The sequence below is a fragment of the Brachybacterium epidermidis genome (genome assembly GCF_015209585.1).
GTDB classification, from domain to species: Bacteria; Actinomycetota; Actinomycetes; order Actinomycetales; family Dermabacteraceae; genus Brachybacterium; species Brachybacterium epidermidis.
Window position 1 is genome coordinate 35,324 of the sequence record NZ_JADEYR010000018.1, and the last position, 16,703, is coordinate 52,026.

Genomic DNA, 16,703 nt, shown 5'->3' on the forward strand with positions numbered 1-16,703 from the left:
TCAAAGGGACCGTGGCATCCGGTTCCCCACGGTGGGACGCGCCACCACCGCGCCACCACCCGCCAGGAGCGGCGACCTTCGTCGGGGTGCGCGCCGGCAGCGAGGCGGTTACGGTCGAACCACAGCCCCACGAGCCGAGAGGGTCGATCATCGTGAGCGCCACCGAACCGGTCCCCGCACGCCCTCGTATCCGCGAGGGCTGCCCCGATACGCAGGCACGTCCACCTCGTTCCCTCGCGCCCGATCTCGCGCGCGGCCTGATGCTCGCCCTGATCGCGATGGCGAACGTGCCCTGGTTTTTGTGGGGCCAGGAGTCCGGGGCGTTCGGAATCCACGTGCCGGCCCGCAATGCCCTGGACACGGCGATCCAGGTGGTGATGGGCCTGGGGGTGGACGGCCGCAGCTTCCCGCTGTTCGCCTTCCTGTTCGGGTACGGCATGGTGCAGTTCTTCCGCTCCCGCATCGATCGCGGCCTCGAGCACCGCACCGTGCGGCGCATGCTGCGTCGCCGCCATTGGGCGATGCTGCTGCTGGGGTTCCTGCACGCCCTGCTGCTGTTCCTCGGCGACATCCTGGGGGCCTACGCGATCGCCGGGCTGCTGCTGGTGTGGATCTTCTTCGGACGGCGCGATCGCACCCTGCTGATCTGGATCAGCGTGGCGACGGCCCTGTTCGCCCTGTACTCCCTGGGCTCCGTGGTCAGCGGCCTGTACCTCTCCACCCAGCCGGACATCCTGGAGGCCATGGATGCCGGCGGCGCCTCCTTCTCCATGGGGTCGTTCCGGGACATCGCCCACGGGCAGTCGAACTACCTGGTGGCCGCGGGGCTCCGAGCGGGGATGTGGGCCTTCAGCTTGCCCTCCACGGCCCTCGGGTTCGCCGTCCCGGTCTCGATCATGCTGGGATGGCTGGCGGCGCGCCACCGTGTCCTGGACGAACCCTGGAACCACATGCGCCTGCTGCGCCTGACGGCCGCCGTCGGGATCACGATCGGTTGGGCCGGGGGCGTGACGCGGATCCTGCCGATGCTGGGGGTGCTGGACATGCCGGACGTGCTGTTCTGGACGTTCATGGGCACCGAGATGATCTCCGGCGTGGCCTGCGGCATCGGGTACGCCGCTGCGTTCGGCCTGATCGCGGCGCACCTGGAGGGACGCACCCGTCCCGCGACGAACACAACCGCAGCGCCCGCCGAGGCCCCCGAACCGGCCGTGCGCAAGCGCGACCTCTCCCCCGATGCCCGGTCCGCTCTGGTGGCCTCACGTTCCTACGGGGCCCCGGCATCACCGGTGACACCGGAGATGACACGGCAGGTGAGTGCCCCGGTGCGCGCCATCGCCGCAGTGGGGCAGCGTTCGCTCACCTTCTACCTGTTCCAGTCGATCATCTTCGCTCCCCTGCTGGCCGCCTGGGGCTTCGGCCTGGGACAGCACCTGTCCACCACCGCCTCGACCGCGCTGGCACTGGGGGTATGGCTGATCTCGGTGCTGATCGCCGGATGGATGGCATCGAGGGACATGCGGGGCCCGGCTGAGCGTCTGCTGCGCCGCCTCACCTACGGGAAGCAGGATGCGGCGGCGCAGGCAGGGGCTCAGCCAATCGCCGAGGCGACGCCGTAGAGGATGTAGGACAGGGTGAAGCCGACGATGGCCATCGCGCCCTGAATGAGAGTCCAGGTGGCCAGGGTCTGCTTCATGTCCATCCCGAAGAACCTGCTGACCAGCCAGAAGCCGGAGTCGTTGACGTGGGAGAAGCCCACCGAGCCGGCCGACATCGCCATCACGATCGCGACCACCTGCAGGGGGCTGAAGTCGCTGGCGGCGATCACGCCGGCCATCAGGGAGGCCGCGGTGGTCAGAGCCACGGTGGCCGAGCCCTGTGCCAGGCGCACGATCTGGGCGATCAGGTAGGCCGCCACGATCACCGGCAGGCCGACGTTGTTCAGCGAATCCGCCACGGCGTCCCCGATCCCGGTCACGCGCAGCACACCGCCGAACATGCCGCCGGCACCGGTCACCAGCACCACCGAGCAGATCGGCCCCAGGGCTGAATCAGCTACCTTCTCGATCAGGGTGCCCTTCTTGCCGGCACCCCAGCCCAGCACGAACATCGAGACGATCACGGTGATCAGCAGGGCGATCGGGGTCTCACCCAGCAGGCGCAGGGTCGAGACCACGCCGTCGGCCAGGAACGCGTCCTTGTCCGGACGGGTCGAACCGATGGTGTTCAGACCGGTGTTCAGCAGGATGAGGATCAACGGCAGCAGCAGCAGGCCGATGATGGTGGGGACGCGGGGGCTGGAGGAGAAGCCCATCTCGTCCTTGTCGCCCTCGAGGATGTCCGGCACCGGGATGTCGAAGCGCATGCCCAGGCGGGGTGCCAGCAGCACGCCCACCAGGTACCAGATGATGACAGCGAACACGAGACCCACCAGCATCACCAGGCCGATGTCAGCACCGACGATGCCGGAGGCGGCCACCGGGCCGGGATGCGGCGGGGCGAAGATGTGCATGGCGCTGAAAGCCACCGCCGAGGGCAGCGCGATGGACAGGAAGGAGCCGCCGACCCGTCGGGCCACGGCGTAGATGATGGGCATCATGACCACCAGGCCGGCGTCGAAGAAGATGGGGAAGCCCATCAGCAGGCTGGCCAGGGACAGGCCGAAGCCGGCCCGCTTCTCGCCGACCAGGTCGATCATCCGGTCGGCGAGCACCTGGGCGCCGCCGGAGGTCTCGATCATCCTGCCCAGCATCGCGCCGAGTGCGACCAGCAGCATGACGTTGCCCAGGGTCGTGTTGAAGCCGAAGGCGAGGGCGGGCAGCACGCTGGCCGGGGCGATGCCCGCAGCCAGGGCCGTTCCGATCGAGGTGATCATCAGGGCGAGGAATGCATGGACCTTGAAGGCCATGATGAGGATGAGAAGCACGGCGATGGCCGAGACTGCCACGATCAGCAGCCCGGCTGTGCCGAGTTCCCAGTTGAGGACGAGGTCATCCATGACGACTCCAAACGGGCAGGGGAACAGGGACGGGCCAGAATTCGCTGACGGGGGACCCCGTCACTGTCATCCTAGGACCGCCCTTCCTCGGACCGGCGCTGGCGCGGGTCACGGCCCCGTCACGCTCGGACCGTGACCTCAAGGCCCTGCTGCGCTCCGAGCTGCCGTGCTCTGTGCGCGGCAGCGTCGAATCGCTCCGTCCAGTCCGGCACTGCAGCCAGCTGCCTGGCGAAGCCGCTCTCTGCACCGTCGGCCCGTGCCTTCTGCAGCACCAGGTGCGTGCCGCCGCCGCGATGGACGGTCTCGATCACCGCGGGGACCTGGTCGATCAACTGCGGGGTGACCGTCATCCTCAGTTCGTGGTCCACACCGGAGGCCAGCAGGAACTGGAGGGATTTCGCACTTCGCCGCCAGGCACCGGCCCGTCCCACCAGGTCCGTGTAGCCGGCCGGCGCGGCCTTCACGTCGAACCCCACCCAGTCCACCAGCGGTGAGCAGACGCGATGCCCGTCGGTGTCGACCCCGAGCAGGGCCTGCATCCGGGTGGGGAAGGCCCCGCCGGGGTGCAGCCCAACCGCGAAGCCGCGCTCGCGAACGGCGCGGGCGGCAGGCACCACAGCGTGCTGCATGGTGGCCTCTCCCCCACTGAACACCACGCCGTCCAGCAGCCCTCCCCGTCGCTCCAGGAGCCGACCCAGCTCACCGAAGGGCACGGCGCCGGGGGCGTGGGCGTCCAGGATCGCGGTGTTGTGGCAGTAGGTGCAGCGCCAGGGGCAGCCCTGGCAGAACACCGCGGCCACCAGGCGGCCGGGCCAGTCCACGGTGGACAGCGGCACCAGACCTGCGATGCGCAGGTCTGGTGCCGCCAGGCTGGCCAGAGGGCTCACGCCGTCACCGGGGTGATCACGGCCCCTGGGCGGCCGGTCGCGGCCGCGGGCTCGTCGGCCGCCGCAGCGGGCCCGTCGGCCGCCTCCTGGCAGCCGCCTACGCCGGAGGCCTGCTCGGTGAAGAAGGTGCGCTCGGCGTACTCGCCCTTCTTGCCGATGTTGAAGGAGGCCATGGGCCGGAAGTAGCCCATCACACGGGTCCACACCTCGCAGGCTTCACCACAGCGCTCGCACTGGTGGTGCTCGCCGGTGAGGTAGCCGTGGCTGGGGCAGATCGAGAAGGTGGGGGTGATGGTCAGGTACGGCAGGTGGAACCGGGTCAGTGCTCTGCGCACGAGTTCCCGGCAGGTGGTCGCCGAGCTCATCGCCTCGTTCATGTACAGGTGCAGCACGGTGCCGCCCGTGTACTGGGATTGCAGCTCCTCCTGCAGCTCGAGCGCCTCGAAGGGGTCCTCAGTGGCGCCCACGGGGATCTGGGAGGAGTTGGTGTAGTACGGGTTGGCGGTGGTGCCGGCGGTGAGGGTGCCGGGGGAGCGCGCGCGGGCCTCCTTGGCGGAGCGGTAGGTGGCGCCCTCGGGCGGGGGGGCCTCCAGGGTGTACAGGGTCTCGGTCTCCTCCTGGTACCGCACCATCGTCTCGCGCACGTGGTCGAGGATCCGCAGGCACATCTGCTGCCCGAACTCGTCCATCAGGTCGTGGGCATCGCCGGTGAAGTTGCGGACCATCTCATTCATCCCGTTGACCCCAAGGGTGGAGAAGTGGTTGCCCAGGTGGCCCATGTACCGCTTGGTGTACGGGTACAGGCCGCCGTCGATCAGCTCCTGCACGGTGGCCCGCCGCTTCTCCAGGGTGTCCTTGCCCACCTCGAGCAGGCGGTCCAGCTCGGCGATCAGCGCGTCCTCGTCCCCGGCGTACAGGTAGCCCAGGCGCGCCATGTTGACCGTGACCACGCCGATGGAGCCGGTGAGCTCCGCGGAACCGAACAGGCCGTTGCCGCGCTTGAGCAGCTCGCGCAGGTCCAGCTGCAGGCGGCAGCACATCGAGCGAATCATCCCGGGGTCCAGGTCGGAGTTGATGAAGTTCTGGAAGTAGGGCAGCCCGTACTTCGCGGTCATCGCGAACAGCCGCTGGGTGTTCTCGGCCTCCCAGTCGAAGTCGCGGGTGATGTTGTAGGTGGGGATGGGGAAGGTGAAGGCGCGCCCGTCAGCGTCGCCCGCGGTCATCACCTCGATGTAGGCCCGGTTGACCAGGTCCATCTCGTGCTGGAGATCGCCGTAGGTGAAGTCGCACAGCTGCTCGCCGATCAGGGGGTGCTGGCCCTGCAGGTCCTCCGGGCAGGCCCAGTCGAAGGTGAGGTTGGTGAAGGGGCACTGCGAGCCCCAACGACTGGGCACGTTGAGGTTGTAGATCAGCTCCTGCATGCACTGCAGCACCTCCTCGTAGGTCATGTCATCCAGCCGCACGAACGGCGCCATGTAGGTGTCGAAGGAGCTGAAGGCCTGGGCGCCGGCCCACTCGTTCTGCAGGGTGCCCAGGAAGTTGACGATCTGCCCGCAGGCCGAGGAGAAGTGCTTGGGCGGGGCGGCGGCGATCGCCCCGGGCACACCGTTGAAGCCCTCCTCGAGCAGACGCCGCAGCGACCAGCCGGCGCAGTACCCGGTGAGCATGTCGAGGTCGTGGATGTGGATGTCCCCGTCGCGGTGGGCACGGCCCGCCTCGGCACTGAACACCTCGTCCAGCCAGTAGTTGGCGATCATCTTGCCCGCGGCGTTGAGCACCAGCCCGCCCACGGAGTAGCCCTGGTTGGCGTTGGCGTTGACGCGCCAGTCGGAGCGGTCCACGTACTCGGTGACGGTGGCGACCGGATCGATCATGCGGCGGCCGACGGGGGCCGCGCCGGGCTCGGCGGGCTCGATCGGGGCGGGCTGCTTCGGGGACGCGGTCATGGGCTCTCTCCTTCGGGACGGGGCACGGTGCACGGGTGTGGGCACGGGTGGCGCGCAACGATGCGGGTGTGTGGTGTGCGCCGCGGCTCTGCCAACGTAGGAATCGACCACAACATATTGGGGTCGCAACACGCCGATACCCCCAGGTGTAGTGGTTCTGGTTGCGACGAAACCGGCGCCGGGAGGACCAAAGTCCCCGATGGACGCTAGCCGTACTACGCCAGGCGTAGTACGGTGATGGCACTGATCGGTACTCCCGCATCCCACCCGGCAGAAGGAGGGGCATTGATCGGAGCCGATGCCATTCGAGGGCACATCGACCTGATCGTGCTGTCGATCCTCGAGTCCCGCCCCTCCTACGCCTACGAGATCTCCAAGACCATCACCGACCGCTCCGACGGCGACTACGTCATCAAGCAGACCACTCTGTACACCGCGGTCAAGCGGCTCGAGTCCCAGCAGCTGCTGGACAGCTACGAGGACGTCTCCACCTCCGGCAAGCCGCGCACCTACTACCGCATCACCGCCGAGGGCATCGCACAGCTCTCGGCGAAGCGGCTCGAATGGGCCCGCACCCGTCAGCTCGTCGATCACTTCGCAGAAGGACAGCACCAGCCATGAGCGTCATCGACTCCTATCTCGATACACTCTTCGCCCCCTACCCCGACTCCTCGCGGATGCGCAGCGCTCGCATCGAGCTGCGCGCCATGATGGAGGACAAGCAGCAGGAGCTGATGGACCGCGGTCACAGCGAGGCCCAGGCCGTCGGCACCGTGATCGCCGAGTTCGGCAGCCTCGAGGAGGTCGCCCCCGTCCTGGGCATCGATCGTGAGATCGGCGCCGCCACCAGCCCGCGCTTCGGAGCCGACGGCACCCTGGCCGGGGACGTGCGCACCGATCCTGTCCTGGACACCGACCGTGCGCGTCAGTACGTGCAGTCGGTGCGCGCCGCACAGCCGCTCAGCGCCATCGCCATCCCCCTGTTCGTGCTGTCCCCCGTTCCGCTGCTGGCCCTGATCGCCTTCACCTCCCCGGACACCGACCCCGCCTCCTGGGTGGTGATCACCGGGCTGGTGCTGCTGCTGGGCGCCATCGCGCTCGGCGTGCTGCTGCTGATCGTACGGGGAGCCCGGTTGGCGGACTACGAGGACATCTCCGAGGGCAGATTCACCCCCGCGCCGACGCTGCACGAGTACACCCAGGAGCTGCGGCGCACCCACCGCCGCTCCTCGACGCTCACGACTGCGGTGGCGATCGCCCTGTGGATCCTGAGCGCCGTCCCGATCCTGGTGCTCGGCAATCTCCGCCAGGACGGCATGCTGCCCCTGCTCGGCGTGTGCGGCACACTTCTGATGGTGGCACTCGGCCTGCTGATCTACATCCAAGGATCCTGGATGGACTCCGCGGCCTCGACGCTGGAGCAGGAGACGGACGACCTTCCCGAGACCAGCCGGTCGCCCGTGGTCCGGGTCATCGCCGCGGTGTTCTGGCCGCTGACCGTCGCGATATACCTGGGGTGGAGCTTCGTGACCGGTGACTGGGGGTCGACCTGGGTGATCTGGCCGGTGGCCGCGGTGCTCTACGCGGCTCTCTGGGCGGCCACCTCCGCCCTGGAGAGCGTGTCACGACCCTGATTCTGGGCATGCGGGCTCAAGCTGTGCTGAGTTGGCGGAACGGCCCGCCCTGATCGCCGACTGCGCACCTCTGGGCCAAAGAGCTCTCAGCGGCCGCCGTCGACCGGGGTGCCCCAGAGACAGCGCGGTGAGTGTTCTGCACGCTGGACCCCACGCCGTTCTGTGCGCACTGCGAGGTGCACTGCTTCGAGGCCGAGGAGCGCGCCTGGAACCGCCAGATGATGCGCTACGCGGGGCCGCGGTCGTGGACCTGCGGCTTCGCTCGGCAGGGTGCACGGCACTTCACAGGGAGTGTGCGCGCCCGGATCCGCCGGCTGGAAAATCGCACCTGACGCAAGCACGAACCGGGGCCCGGTCGAGGAGCGAATCCTCGACCGGGCCCCGGTTTGTCGGCCGATGTCGGCTCAGAGCATGCAGCTCACGCAGCCCTCGACCTCGGTGCCCTCGATCGCCATCTGCCGCAGGCGGATGTAGTAGAGGGTCTTGATGCCCTTGCGCCAGGCGTAGATCTGCGCCTTGTTGACGTCGCGCGTGGTGGCTGTGTCCGGGAAGAACAGCGTCAGCGACAGGCCCTGGTCCACGTGCTTGGTGGCCTCGGCGTAGGTGTCGATGATCTTCTCGAAGCCGATCTCGTATGCGTCCTCGTAGTACTCGAGGTTGTCGTTGGTCATGAACGGCGCCGGGTAGTACACCCGTCCGATCTTGCCCTCCTTGCGGATCTCGATCTTGGAGACGATCGGGTGGATCGAGGAGGTGGAGTGGTTGATGTAGGAGATCGACCCGGTGGGCGGGACGGCCTGCAGGTAGGCGTTGTACATGCCGTGCTCTCGCACCTGCTCGCGCAGCTCGCGCCAGTCGTCCTGGGTGGGAAGGTGCACGCTGGAGGCCGCGAACAGGTCGCGCACCTTCTGCGTGGCCGGCTCCCACACCTGGTCGGTGTACTTGTCGAAGTACTCGCCGGTGCCGTACTGGGACTTCTCGAACTCGTAGAAGGTCTCCCCGCGCTCCTTGGCGATCTCCATCGACGCCTTGATGGCGTGGTAGGTGACCGCGTAGAAGTACATGTTCGTGAAGTCCAGGCCCTCCTCGGACCCGTAGTGGATCGCCTCGCGGGCCAGGTAGCCGTGCAGGTTCATCTGCCCCAGGCCGATGGCGTGGGACTTGCGGTTGCCCTCGGCGATGGTGGGCACGGACTCGATGTCGGAGGTGTCCGAGACGGCCGTGAGACCACGGATCGCAGTGGCGATGGTCTGCGCGAAGTCCGGGGAGTCCATCGCCTTGGCGATGTTCAGCGAGCCCAGGTTGCAGGAGATGTCCCGGCCCAAGGTGTCGTAGGAGAGGTCGACGTTCATCTCCGACGGGGTGGCGATCTGCAGGATCTCCGAGCACAGGTTGGAGTGGGTGACCTTGCCGGGGATGGGGTTGGCCCGGTTCACCGTGTCCTCGAACATGATGTACGGGTAGCCGGACTCGAACTGGATCTCTGCGAGCACCTGGAAGAAGTCGCGGGCGCGGATCTTCTTCTTGGAGATGGCGGGGTTGTCCACCATCTCGTGGTAGAGCTCGGTGACGTTGATGTCGGCGAAGGGCTTGCCGTACTCGCGCTCCACGTCGTACGGGGAGAACAGGTACATCGGCTCGTTCTTCTTGGCCAGCTCGAAGGTGATGTCGGGGATCACCACGCCGAGCGAGAGGGTCTTGATGCGGATCTTCTCGTCGGCGTTCTCGCGCTTGGTGTCCAGGAACCGCAGGATGTCCGGGTGGTGCGCGTGCAGGTACACGGCACCGGCACCCTGGCGGGCGCCCAGCTGGTTGGCGTAGCTGAAGGAGTCCTCCAGCAGCTTCATCACGGGGATCACACCGCTGGACTGGTTCTCGATGTGCTTGATCGGCGCACCGTACTCGCGCAGGTTGCTCAGCAGCAGCGCCACGCCGCCGCCGCGCTTGGACAGCTGCAGGGCGGAGTTGATGGAGCGGCCGATGGACTCCATGTTGTCCTCGATGCGCAGCAGGAAGCAGGAGACCAGCTCACCGCGCTGCGCCTTGCCGGCGTTGAGGAAGGTGGGGGTGGCTGGCTGGAAGCGACCGTCCAGGATCTCCTCGACCAGGTTCCGGGCGAGCCGCTCGTCCCCGCGGGCGAGGGTCAGGGCCACCATCACCACGCGATCCTCGAAGCGCTCCAGGTACCGCTTCCCGTCGAAGGTCTTCAGGGTGTACGAGGTGTAGTACTTGAAGGCGCCCAGGAAGGTGGGGAAGCGGAACTTCTTGGCGTAGGCCTGCTCGGACAGCGACTCCACGAAGGAGAAGTCGTACTGCGCGAGCACCTCGGGCTCGTAGTACTTGTTCTCCACCAGGTAGTCGAGCTTCTCGCGCAGCGAGTGGAAGAACACCGTGTTGGGGTTCACGTGCTGCAGGAAGTACTCGCGGGCGGCCAGGCGATCCTTCTCGAACTGGATCTTGCCGTCCGGTCCGTACAGGTTCAGCATCGCGTTGAGCGCGTGGTAGTCCAGCGGCTTGTGGTGCTCGGCCGGGGGCATCTCGGTCAGTGTCGCCAAAACTCTTCCAATCCGTCGTGGACCTTCTGCACGTCCCGTGCAGTGCCCAGCAGTTCGAACTTGTACATGTGGGGGACCTTGCACTTGGCGGAGATGATGTCTCCCGCGATGCAGTAGGCCTCGCCGAAGTTGGTGTTGCCACCGGTGATGACGCCCCGGATCAGGTCCCGGTTGCGCTTGTCGTTGAGGAACTTGATGACCTGCTTGGGGACGGCGCCACCGTGGTTGCCGCCGCCGTAGGTCGGGACCATCAGGACGAACTCCTCGTCCATGACGAGGGGCTCCTCCTTGGCGTAGAGAGGGATGCGGTGCGCGGGGATCCCGAGCTTCTCTACGAAGCGGTGGGTGTTCTCCGACACCGAGGAGAAATAGACGAGGGTGCCCACGCCGATGCCTCCTGCGCGGTCTCTCAGATGGCGGCGGCGCGACGCTGCACGCCGGAAGCGGCGGCGATCGCCTTGATCTTGTCCGGGCGGAAGCCGGACCAGTGGTCCTCACCGGTGATGACGACGGGCGCCTGGACGTAGCCCAGAGACTTCACGCGGGCGAGGGCTTCGGCATCCTCGGTGATGTCGACGACGTCGTAGGCGATGCCCGCCTTGTTCAGGGCGCGCTTGGTCGCATCGCACTGGACGCACAGGGGCTTCGAGTACACGGTGATGTCCACGGAGGAAGACCTTTCTCGGGGCACCGCGCCGGGGCGGCGCGAGGAGGAACGGGTGATGCGGTTGTCAGTGCGGCCCGGGGGCCCGTGCCGCCGGCTCCGGCCCCCGGTCCCGCCGTCCACCTCGTTGCTCGCGAGGTGGCCGGCTGCCCCTGGGAGGGCGGTGGAAGGGGTGGATCCCTGCGGCCCCGCCAACACTACACCTAGTGGTCGATCGGTGGGAGCACCACAAGATGTACCGAACTACAACAATGTCATCCACATCGGGCTGTTGACGGGATGTGGACGGTCCGGGAGGACTGTGGACACAGCAGGCACCCCACGCACGGAACAGCAGGACGGCGCCGATCACAGCCTGTGGACGAAGGCAGGGGGCAGCTCCACCGGTGGTGGACGAAGCGCTCGGGCGGGCTGTTGGACCGGGCTCAAGGTGACTCGGATCGCCACGGAATCCCGGGCGCGTCGCGGCGTGTCGGGGTGGGCCGATGGGCGTGTCGCGGCAAGTCGGGGTGAACCGAAGGTCGGGTCGCGGCGAGTCTGGGCGAACCGATGGCCGTGTTGCGGCGAGTCGGGGTGAACCGATGGTCGGGCCGCGACGCTTTTGGTGGGCGTGGCGCGAGGGAGGGTGCGAGGGGCTCAGCGCCCGTCGTCGTCAGGGTGCGAGTGGCCGTGGTCCAGGTTCCACACGTCGACCTCGTCGGTGGGCAGGGAGCGGCGGGCCCCGCCCGCCGACGGCTCCTGCGCACTCGGCCGATCAGCTCCCGGCTCCTCGGCGGCCGCCTCGAGGACGGGCACCGGTTCGGTCACGGGCTCGGGCTCGCCGACCGGAGCCGGGTCCGCAATCGGTGCGGGTTCGGCGATCTGCTCCGAGGCGGGAGACGGGGACTGCTCCACGACCGGGACGGGTTCGGTGATGGGCACCGGCTCGGTGACCGGTGCGGGTTCGACAGCCGGCTCGTCGTCCGTGTCCTGGGGAGGGGCCGACTCGGGCGCCGAGGGGGCATGCGCATCACCGTCCGGAGCACCCACGGCGGCGTGCTGCGGTTCGTCTCCCTCGCCGGGGTCGGCGGTGGCACCGGGCTCGGATGCGGGCTGGACCTCGACCTCGGACTCGATCCCATCGACGCGCGGGGATGCGGACTTCGCCTCCGGTACTGCCTCCGGCTCCGGCTCAGCGGCTGCCTCGGGCTCCGGCTCGGGCTCCGGCTCGAGGCTGCGTCCGTCGGCCTCCACGATCGCCGCGAGCACCTCGCGCATCAGCAGCAGCTGTGCGCGTGCTTCCTCCGCACCCATGATCGGGCGCGTGCCGCGGCCCACGAAGGCGTGGAACGCCTCCCACATCGCCTCGGCCGCCCCTGCAGTGGCCGTGCTCGCTGTAGTGACCACCGCCCCGGCGGACTTCTCCCGCAGGCTGATTCTCGAGCGCCGATCGCCCAGCGACGGAGCCGGCAGCTCCACGTCCACCCGCTTGCGGGCCGACAGCACCTCGATGCGCTCGGAGTACTCCGGGGCGAACGGCAGGTAGTGCCACACCAGGCGCACCGGTGCGCCGTTCTCCAGCTCTCCCAGTATCTCGATGGACCCCGGGATCACGCCCTTGGGCCAGTGCCGCACCGCGACCAGACGGGTCACCGGCCCGTAGGCACGCTCGATCACCGCCACCTGGTGGGCCACACCGGTCAGCAGCCCCTTGACGTACAGGTCGCGGTCGCGCTGGGTGGCGCCGCCTCCGGCGCCCGCTTCCACGGCGGCCTGGAGGGACTTGCGGCGCTGGGAGCGCACCTCGGTGGGCAGGTCGTAGGCCGAGGTGGTCACGTGCGCCCAGCCGAACAGCGGCTGACTGGCCGGCATCAGCACCTCGTGGTCGATCATCCGCACGTCCTTCGCGGCGATCTTCTCCGACAGCGCGATGACGGAATCGTCGTACTGCTGGGGGTGGGCCATCATCACCAGGTGACGCCCGGTCATGCGCTCGAAATCGACGACCTCGGCGATCTCCTCGGCGGAGAACCCCAGCGGCGGCTCCACCAGCACTGGGATGCCCCGCCGCATCAGCTGCATCAGATCGCTGACGTGCAGGCCGTCGGTGGACAGCAGCGCGGCGTCCACCGCGACCTTCTTGCCGCGCACCGCGGTGATCAGATCGGCCACCGACTCGTAGCGCGACTCCTCGGCCACCCCCCACACCTCGGAGGCCTCGCGGCGGCGGCGCGGTGAGTGCTCGACCAGGGCGGTCACCGTGAACCTGTCCCAGCGACGACGCAGCACCGGCAGGTGCACGGCCTGTGCCATCGTTCCGGCACCGATCACGGCGATGTTCAGGGTCTTCGGCATCGGGCGGGCTCCTCGAGGGCTCGGCGGAGGCGGGCGGCGGCTCCCGGGTTCCGGGGCGGGGCGCCGCGCAGGACTCCGGCGCCGCCGGCGGCGGCGCGCTGCGCTGTGGTTGTTCTACCACACGCGATCGGGCCCCTCCGGCGGCTATCGTGGGGCGTCGTCCAGCACGTCCGGGGAGGTCACGATGCCCACATTGTTCTACACCGTCGCCCGCAGGGCCGCCGTCCCGCTGCTGCACGGCATCTGGCGGCCGCGCGTGACGGGCGTGGAGAACGTGCCCCGCGAGGGAGGCTTCATCGTGGCCTCCAACCACCTGGCCTACATCGACTCGGCGATCATCCCGATCGCGATCCCCCGCCCCGTCCACTTCGTCGCCAAGGACGACCTGTGGAAGCGGACGGGCCTCCTTGGCCGGATGCTCGACTGGTTCTTCGAGCAGGTGGGGGCGGTCCCGGTGGACCGGCAGGCCCTCTCCTCCGGCAAGGGTGCCCTGCAGGCCGGGCTGGAGATCCTGCGCCGGGGTGACGGGTTCGGCATCTACCCCGAGGGCGGCCGATCCAAGGACGGCCTGCTGCATCCGGGCAAGCAGGGTGCGGCTTGGCTCGCACTGGAGTCGGGCTGCCCGGTGATCCCGGTGGGTCTGAAGGGAACACCGCACTTCCGGCCCCGTCGCCTGCTTCCCGAGCGCGGCGCGATCTCGGTGCGGATCGGTGCGCCGATCGACTTCTCCGATCTGGATCCCGGGCTGTCCAAGGGTGCCCGGCGGCGTCAGATGACCGCGCGGATCATGGACGAGATCCAGGCGCTGTCCGGGCAGCGCCGCTCCCCCGTCGCCCATCGGGATCCGCAGCCCTGATCGCCGCCCGCCCCTCCGGCTCGGACCCTCGACCCGACATCGCGGCCCGTCTGCGCCTAGTATCGGTGCAGGCCACCCGTCGTCGCGGGGGCCGCCCGCAACCGCAGCGCAGCGCAGGAGAGCAGATGGCCGTCGTCGTCGGATTCATCCCCACCGAGGTGGGCTACAAGGCGCTGGATGCCGCGCGCGATGCCGCCGAGCAGCGCGGGGGCCCGCTGATCGTGGTCAACGTGGTGCGCGAAGGCGTCTCCGAGGACCCCCGCCACGCCGACGACCTCCAGCTCGAGACGGCATTGGAACGCCTGCGGCGCTCCGCCGTGCGCGTGCAGGTGCGCCAGGAGCACACCGAGGACGACATCGCCGACGTCCTGCTGAAGGTGGTCGACGAGGAGAGGGCCGAGCTGCTGGTGCTCGGCATCCGCCGTCAGAACGATCTGGCGCGCCACCTGCTGGGCCTGACGGTGCAGAAGCTGCTGCTGGCCGCCCGTAGCGAGGTGCTGGTGGTGTGAGACCGGGCGACCGGGGTGCGCCGGCCGCTGCGGACGCACGGCCCGCACTCGGACACGAACCGCCGAAGCGGCCCGCCCCCGGATGGGAACGGGCCGCTTCGTCGTTTTGCTGTTCAGCCGGGTTCAGGCCTGCTCGGCAGGGGTCTCGGCATCCAGCGGGTCGCCACCGGGCTGGGAATCGGCCTTGGGGGTGTTGACGGCGCGCTCGATGGCCTCGCCCACCTCCTGGTCGATGTTCTTCCAGTACTGGAAGGCACGCGAGAGGACCGGCTCCTGCACCGTGCTCAGCGAGCCGGAGACCGTCTCCACCAGGCGCTCGCGCGCCGCGTCGTCGAAGACCTCGCGCACCAGGGTGTGGGCCTGGCCGAAGTCGTCGTCCTCCGAATGCAGCGTGTAGGCCGAGCGCACCAGGGTGCCGTCGGCCTCCCAGCCGTTGTCGACCTGACCCTGATGGTCATCGCCCTGGTAGGCGCGACCGAAGGAGTTCGGTGCGTATACCGGGGCGTCGCCCGAGTGGTGGTACTCCATGTTGCCCTCCTTGTCGTAGGAGTTCATGGGGACCACGGGGGCGTTGACCGGCAGCTGGTTGAAGTTGGTGCCGATGCGGTGGCGCTGCGCGTCCGGGTAGGAGAACACGCGGGCCAGCAGCATCTTGTCAGGGGACACCCCGGTGCCGGGCACGGTGTTGGCCGGGCTGAAGGCCGCCTGCTCGATCTGCGCGAAGTGGTTCTTGGGGTTCTCCTTGAGGGTGAACCGGCCCACCTCGTGCAGCGGGTAGTCCGCGTGGGGCCACACCTTGGTGAGGTCGAAGGGGTTGAAGCGGTAGTCCTTCGCGTCCTCGTACGGCATGATCTGCACGTTCATGGTCCAGGAGGGGTATTCGCCGCGCTCGATGGCCTGGAACAGGTCGCGGCGGTGGTAGTCCGAGTCCTCACCGGCGAGGCGACCGGCCTCCTCGTTGGAGAGGAAGGCCATGCCCTGGTCGGTGTGGAAGTGGTACTTGACCCAGAACTTCTCGCCGGCCTCGTTGACCCACATGTAGGTGTGGGAGGAGTAGCCGTTCATGTGGCGCCAGGTCTTGGGCAGGCCACGGTCACCCATCAGGTAGGTCACCTGGTGGGAGGACTCCGGGGACAGGGTCCAGAAGTCCCACTGCATGGTGTTGTCGCGCAGGCCGGAATCGGGGGTGCGCTTCTGGGAGTGGATGAAGTCGGGGAACTTCATGGGATCGCGCACGAAGAAGACCGGCGTGTTGTTGCCGACCAAGTCGAAGTTGCCGTCCTCGGTGTAGAACTTCAGCGCGAAGCCGCGCACGTCCCGCCAGGTGTCGGGGGAGCCGAGCTCACCGGCCACGGTGGAGAAGCGGGCCAGCATATTGGTCTTGGCACCGGGCTGGAGGAACTTGGCCTTGGTGTACTTCGAGACGTCCTGGGTGACCTCGAACTCGCCGAAGGCGCCGGAGCCCTTCGCGTGGGGGCTGCGCTCCGGCACCCGCTCACGGTCAAAGCGGGCCAGCTTCTCGACCAGGGCGACGTCGTGCAGCAGCAGCGGACCGTCGGCACCCACGCTGAGCGAGTGCGCATCGGACTGACGCGGTGCACCGGACTCGGTGGTGGAGGGCTTGGTGGGATCGAACTGGGTCATTCCTTCTCCTCAGGTGGGTTTCGATCGGATGATCGGGGCGACGTACAGGGGGTGGACGACTGGACGGGGACGGGAGCAGGCGGGCCGACGGGTGCGCCGGTGATGGGGTCAGCCTCTCTCACGACAGGCGGAGCACAGCCCCCGATAGACGACATCGGCGACCTCGACGTCGAAGCCGAGATCATCGTGCGGGATCAGGCAGGGTGCGGCGCCGACGGCGCAGGGCACGTCCTCCAGGCGGCCACACCTGCGGCACACCAGATGGTGGTGGTTGTCGTGCCGGTGCAGCTCGTAGCGCGAGCGGCGGCCGTCCACCAGGACGCGGCGCAGGAGCTCCGCATCGGTGAGAGCGTGCAGGACGTCGTACACGGCCTGCCGCGAGACTGTCCCGAGACGCTCACGCACGGCGTGAGCGACGGTCTCCGCATCAGCATGGGGACGGCGCTCCACCACTTCCAGGGTGGCCAGCCGCGGACCTGTGACCCGCAGCCCCGCAGCACGCAGCGCGGCGGCGTGATCGGCTGCCTGGCCGGAGGTGCGGTCGGTGGTGCTCACTGGGGGACCATCCTTAGTGCGGCCTTGTTCGGTAGGGTCGTGACCACTCGGTCCCGGTGGGTGCATGGCCTATGGTGCGTGCCGTTCGACGGCCAGCATGAGTTCTGCCAGCCCTGCCGGG

The 16,703-nt window shown here is 68.5% G+C and carries 15 protein-coding genes; 6 read left to right on the forward strand and 9 right to left on the reverse strand.

Annotation, left to right across the window (positions count from 1 at the left end; genetic code table 11):
* Positions 1-152 precede the first annotated feature (152 nt).
* Positions 153-1,619 (forward strand): DUF418 domain-containing protein, encoded by a 1,467-nt coding sequence (locus IOE58_RS12780; protein WP_193866754.1) that lies wholly within the window; start codon positions 153-155, stop codon positions 1,617-1,619.
* Here the strand turns inward: IOE58_RS12780 and IOE58_RS12785 are convergent.
* The 3 genes from IOE58_RS12785 to IOE58_RS12795 form a co-directional block, all read right to left on the reverse strand.
* On the reverse strand, positions 1,592-2,998 hold the full coding sequence (locus IOE58_RS12785) for a GntP family permease (RefSeq protein WP_193866755.1): 1,407 nt from the start codon (positions 2,996-2,998) through the stop codon (positions 1,592-1,594). The genes IOE58_RS12780 and IOE58_RS12785 overlap by 28 nt on opposite strands.
* 119 nt (positions 2,999-3,117) lie before the next feature.
* Complete coding sequence (locus tag IOE58_RS12790) at positions 3,118-3,885, reverse strand: anaerobic ribonucleoside-triphosphate reductase activating protein (protein ID WP_348981984.1); 768 nt, start codon at positions 3,883-3,885, stop codon at positions 3,118-3,120.
* A complete protein-coding gene (locus IOE58_RS12795) occupies positions 3,882-5,831 on the reverse strand; it encodes a ribonucleoside triphosphate reductase (protein WP_431831712.1) in 1,950 nt (649 codons plus the stop codon). The genes IOE58_RS12790 and IOE58_RS12795 overlap by 4 nt, the downstream gene beginning before the upstream one ends.
* A gap of 285 nt (positions 5,832-6,116) precedes the next feature.
* Here IOE58_RS12795 and IOE58_RS12800 point away from each other — a divergent pair, with 285 nt between their 5' ends.
* From IOE58_RS12800 to IOE58_RS14900, 3 genes are all read left to right on the forward strand, one after another.
* Positions 6,117-6,452 carry a PadR family transcriptional regulator gene (locus tag IOE58_RS12800; RefSeq protein WP_193866756.1) on the forward strand — a complete coding sequence of 112 codons (336 nt, stop codon included), beginning with the start codon at positions 6,117-6,119 and terminating at the stop codon, positions 6,450-6,452.
* Positions 6,449-7,465, forward strand: coding sequence for a permease prefix domain 1-containing protein (locus IOE58_RS12805; protein WP_193866757.1), 1,017 nt, complete (start codon positions 6,449-6,451; stop codon positions 7,463-7,465). The genes IOE58_RS12800 and IOE58_RS12805 overlap by 4 nt, the downstream gene beginning before the upstream one ends.
* A 131-nt stretch (positions 7,466-7,596) precedes the next feature.
* Positions 7,597-7,797 (forward strand): nitrous oxide-stimulated promoter family protein, encoded by a 201-nt coding sequence (locus IOE58_RS14900; protein ID WP_193866758.1) that lies wholly within the window; start codon positions 7,597-7,599, stop codon positions 7,795-7,797.
* Positions 7,798-7,869: 72 nt separating this feature from the next.
* On the opposite strand, the gene nrdE is transcribed toward IOE58_RS14900, so the two are convergent.
* The 4 genes from nrdE to IOE58_RS12830 form a co-directional block, all read right to left on the reverse strand.
* On the reverse strand, positions 7,870-10,002 hold the full coding sequence (gene nrdE, locus IOE58_RS12815; RefSeq protein WP_193866759.1) for a class 1b ribonucleoside-diphosphate reductase subunit alpha: 2,133 nt from the start codon (positions 10,000-10,002) through the stop codon (positions 7,870-7,872).
* Between the two features lie 5 nt (positions 10,003-10,007).
* Positions 10,008-10,406: a class Ib ribonucleoside-diphosphate reductase assembly flavoprotein NrdI gene (gene nrdI / locus IOE58_RS12820; RefSeq protein ID WP_193866760.1), complete on the reverse strand. Its 399-nt coding sequence runs from the start codon at positions 10,404-10,406 to the stop codon at positions 10,008-10,010.
* A 23-nt stretch (positions 10,407-10,429) separates the two neighbouring features.
* Entirely contained in the window at positions 10,430-10,687 is a 258-nt protein-coding gene (nrdH, locus tag IOE58_RS12825) for a glutaredoxin-like protein NrdH (protein ID WP_193866761.1), read from the reverse strand.
* Positions 10,688-11,320: 633 nt separating this feature from the next.
* Positions 11,321-13,018 (reverse strand): Gfo/Idh/MocA family protein, encoded by a 1,698-nt coding sequence (locus IOE58_RS12830; RefSeq protein WP_193866762.1) that lies wholly within the window; start codon positions 13,016-13,018, stop codon positions 11,321-11,323.
* A 184-nt stretch (positions 13,019-13,202) separates the two neighbouring features.
* Here IOE58_RS12830 and IOE58_RS12835 point away from each other — a divergent pair, with 184 nt between their 5' ends.
* Entirely contained in the window at positions 13,203-13,874 is a 672-nt protein-coding gene (locus IOE58_RS12835) for a lysophospholipid acyltransferase family protein (protein ID WP_193866763.1), read from the forward strand.
* Positions 13,875-13,999: 125 nt separating this feature from the next.
* Complete coding sequence (locus IOE58_RS12840; protein WP_193866764.1) at positions 14,000-14,383, forward strand: universal stress protein; 384 nt, start codon at positions 14,000-14,002, stop codon at positions 14,381-14,383.
* 123 nt (positions 14,384-14,506) lie between these two features.
* Here the strand turns inward: IOE58_RS12840 and IOE58_RS12845 are convergent, their stop codons facing one another.
* Positions 14,507-16,027, reverse strand: coding sequence for a catalase (locus IOE58_RS12845; RefSeq protein WP_193866765.1), 1,521 nt, complete (start codon positions 16,025-16,027; stop codon positions 14,507-14,509).
* A 108-nt stretch (positions 16,028-16,135) separates the two neighbouring features.
* Positions 16,136-16,582 (reverse strand): Fur family transcriptional regulator, encoded by a 447-nt coding sequence (locus IOE58_RS12850; protein ID WP_348981985.1) that lies wholly within the window; start codon positions 16,580-16,582, stop codon positions 16,136-16,138.
* Positions 16,583-16,703 lie beyond the last annotated feature (121 nt).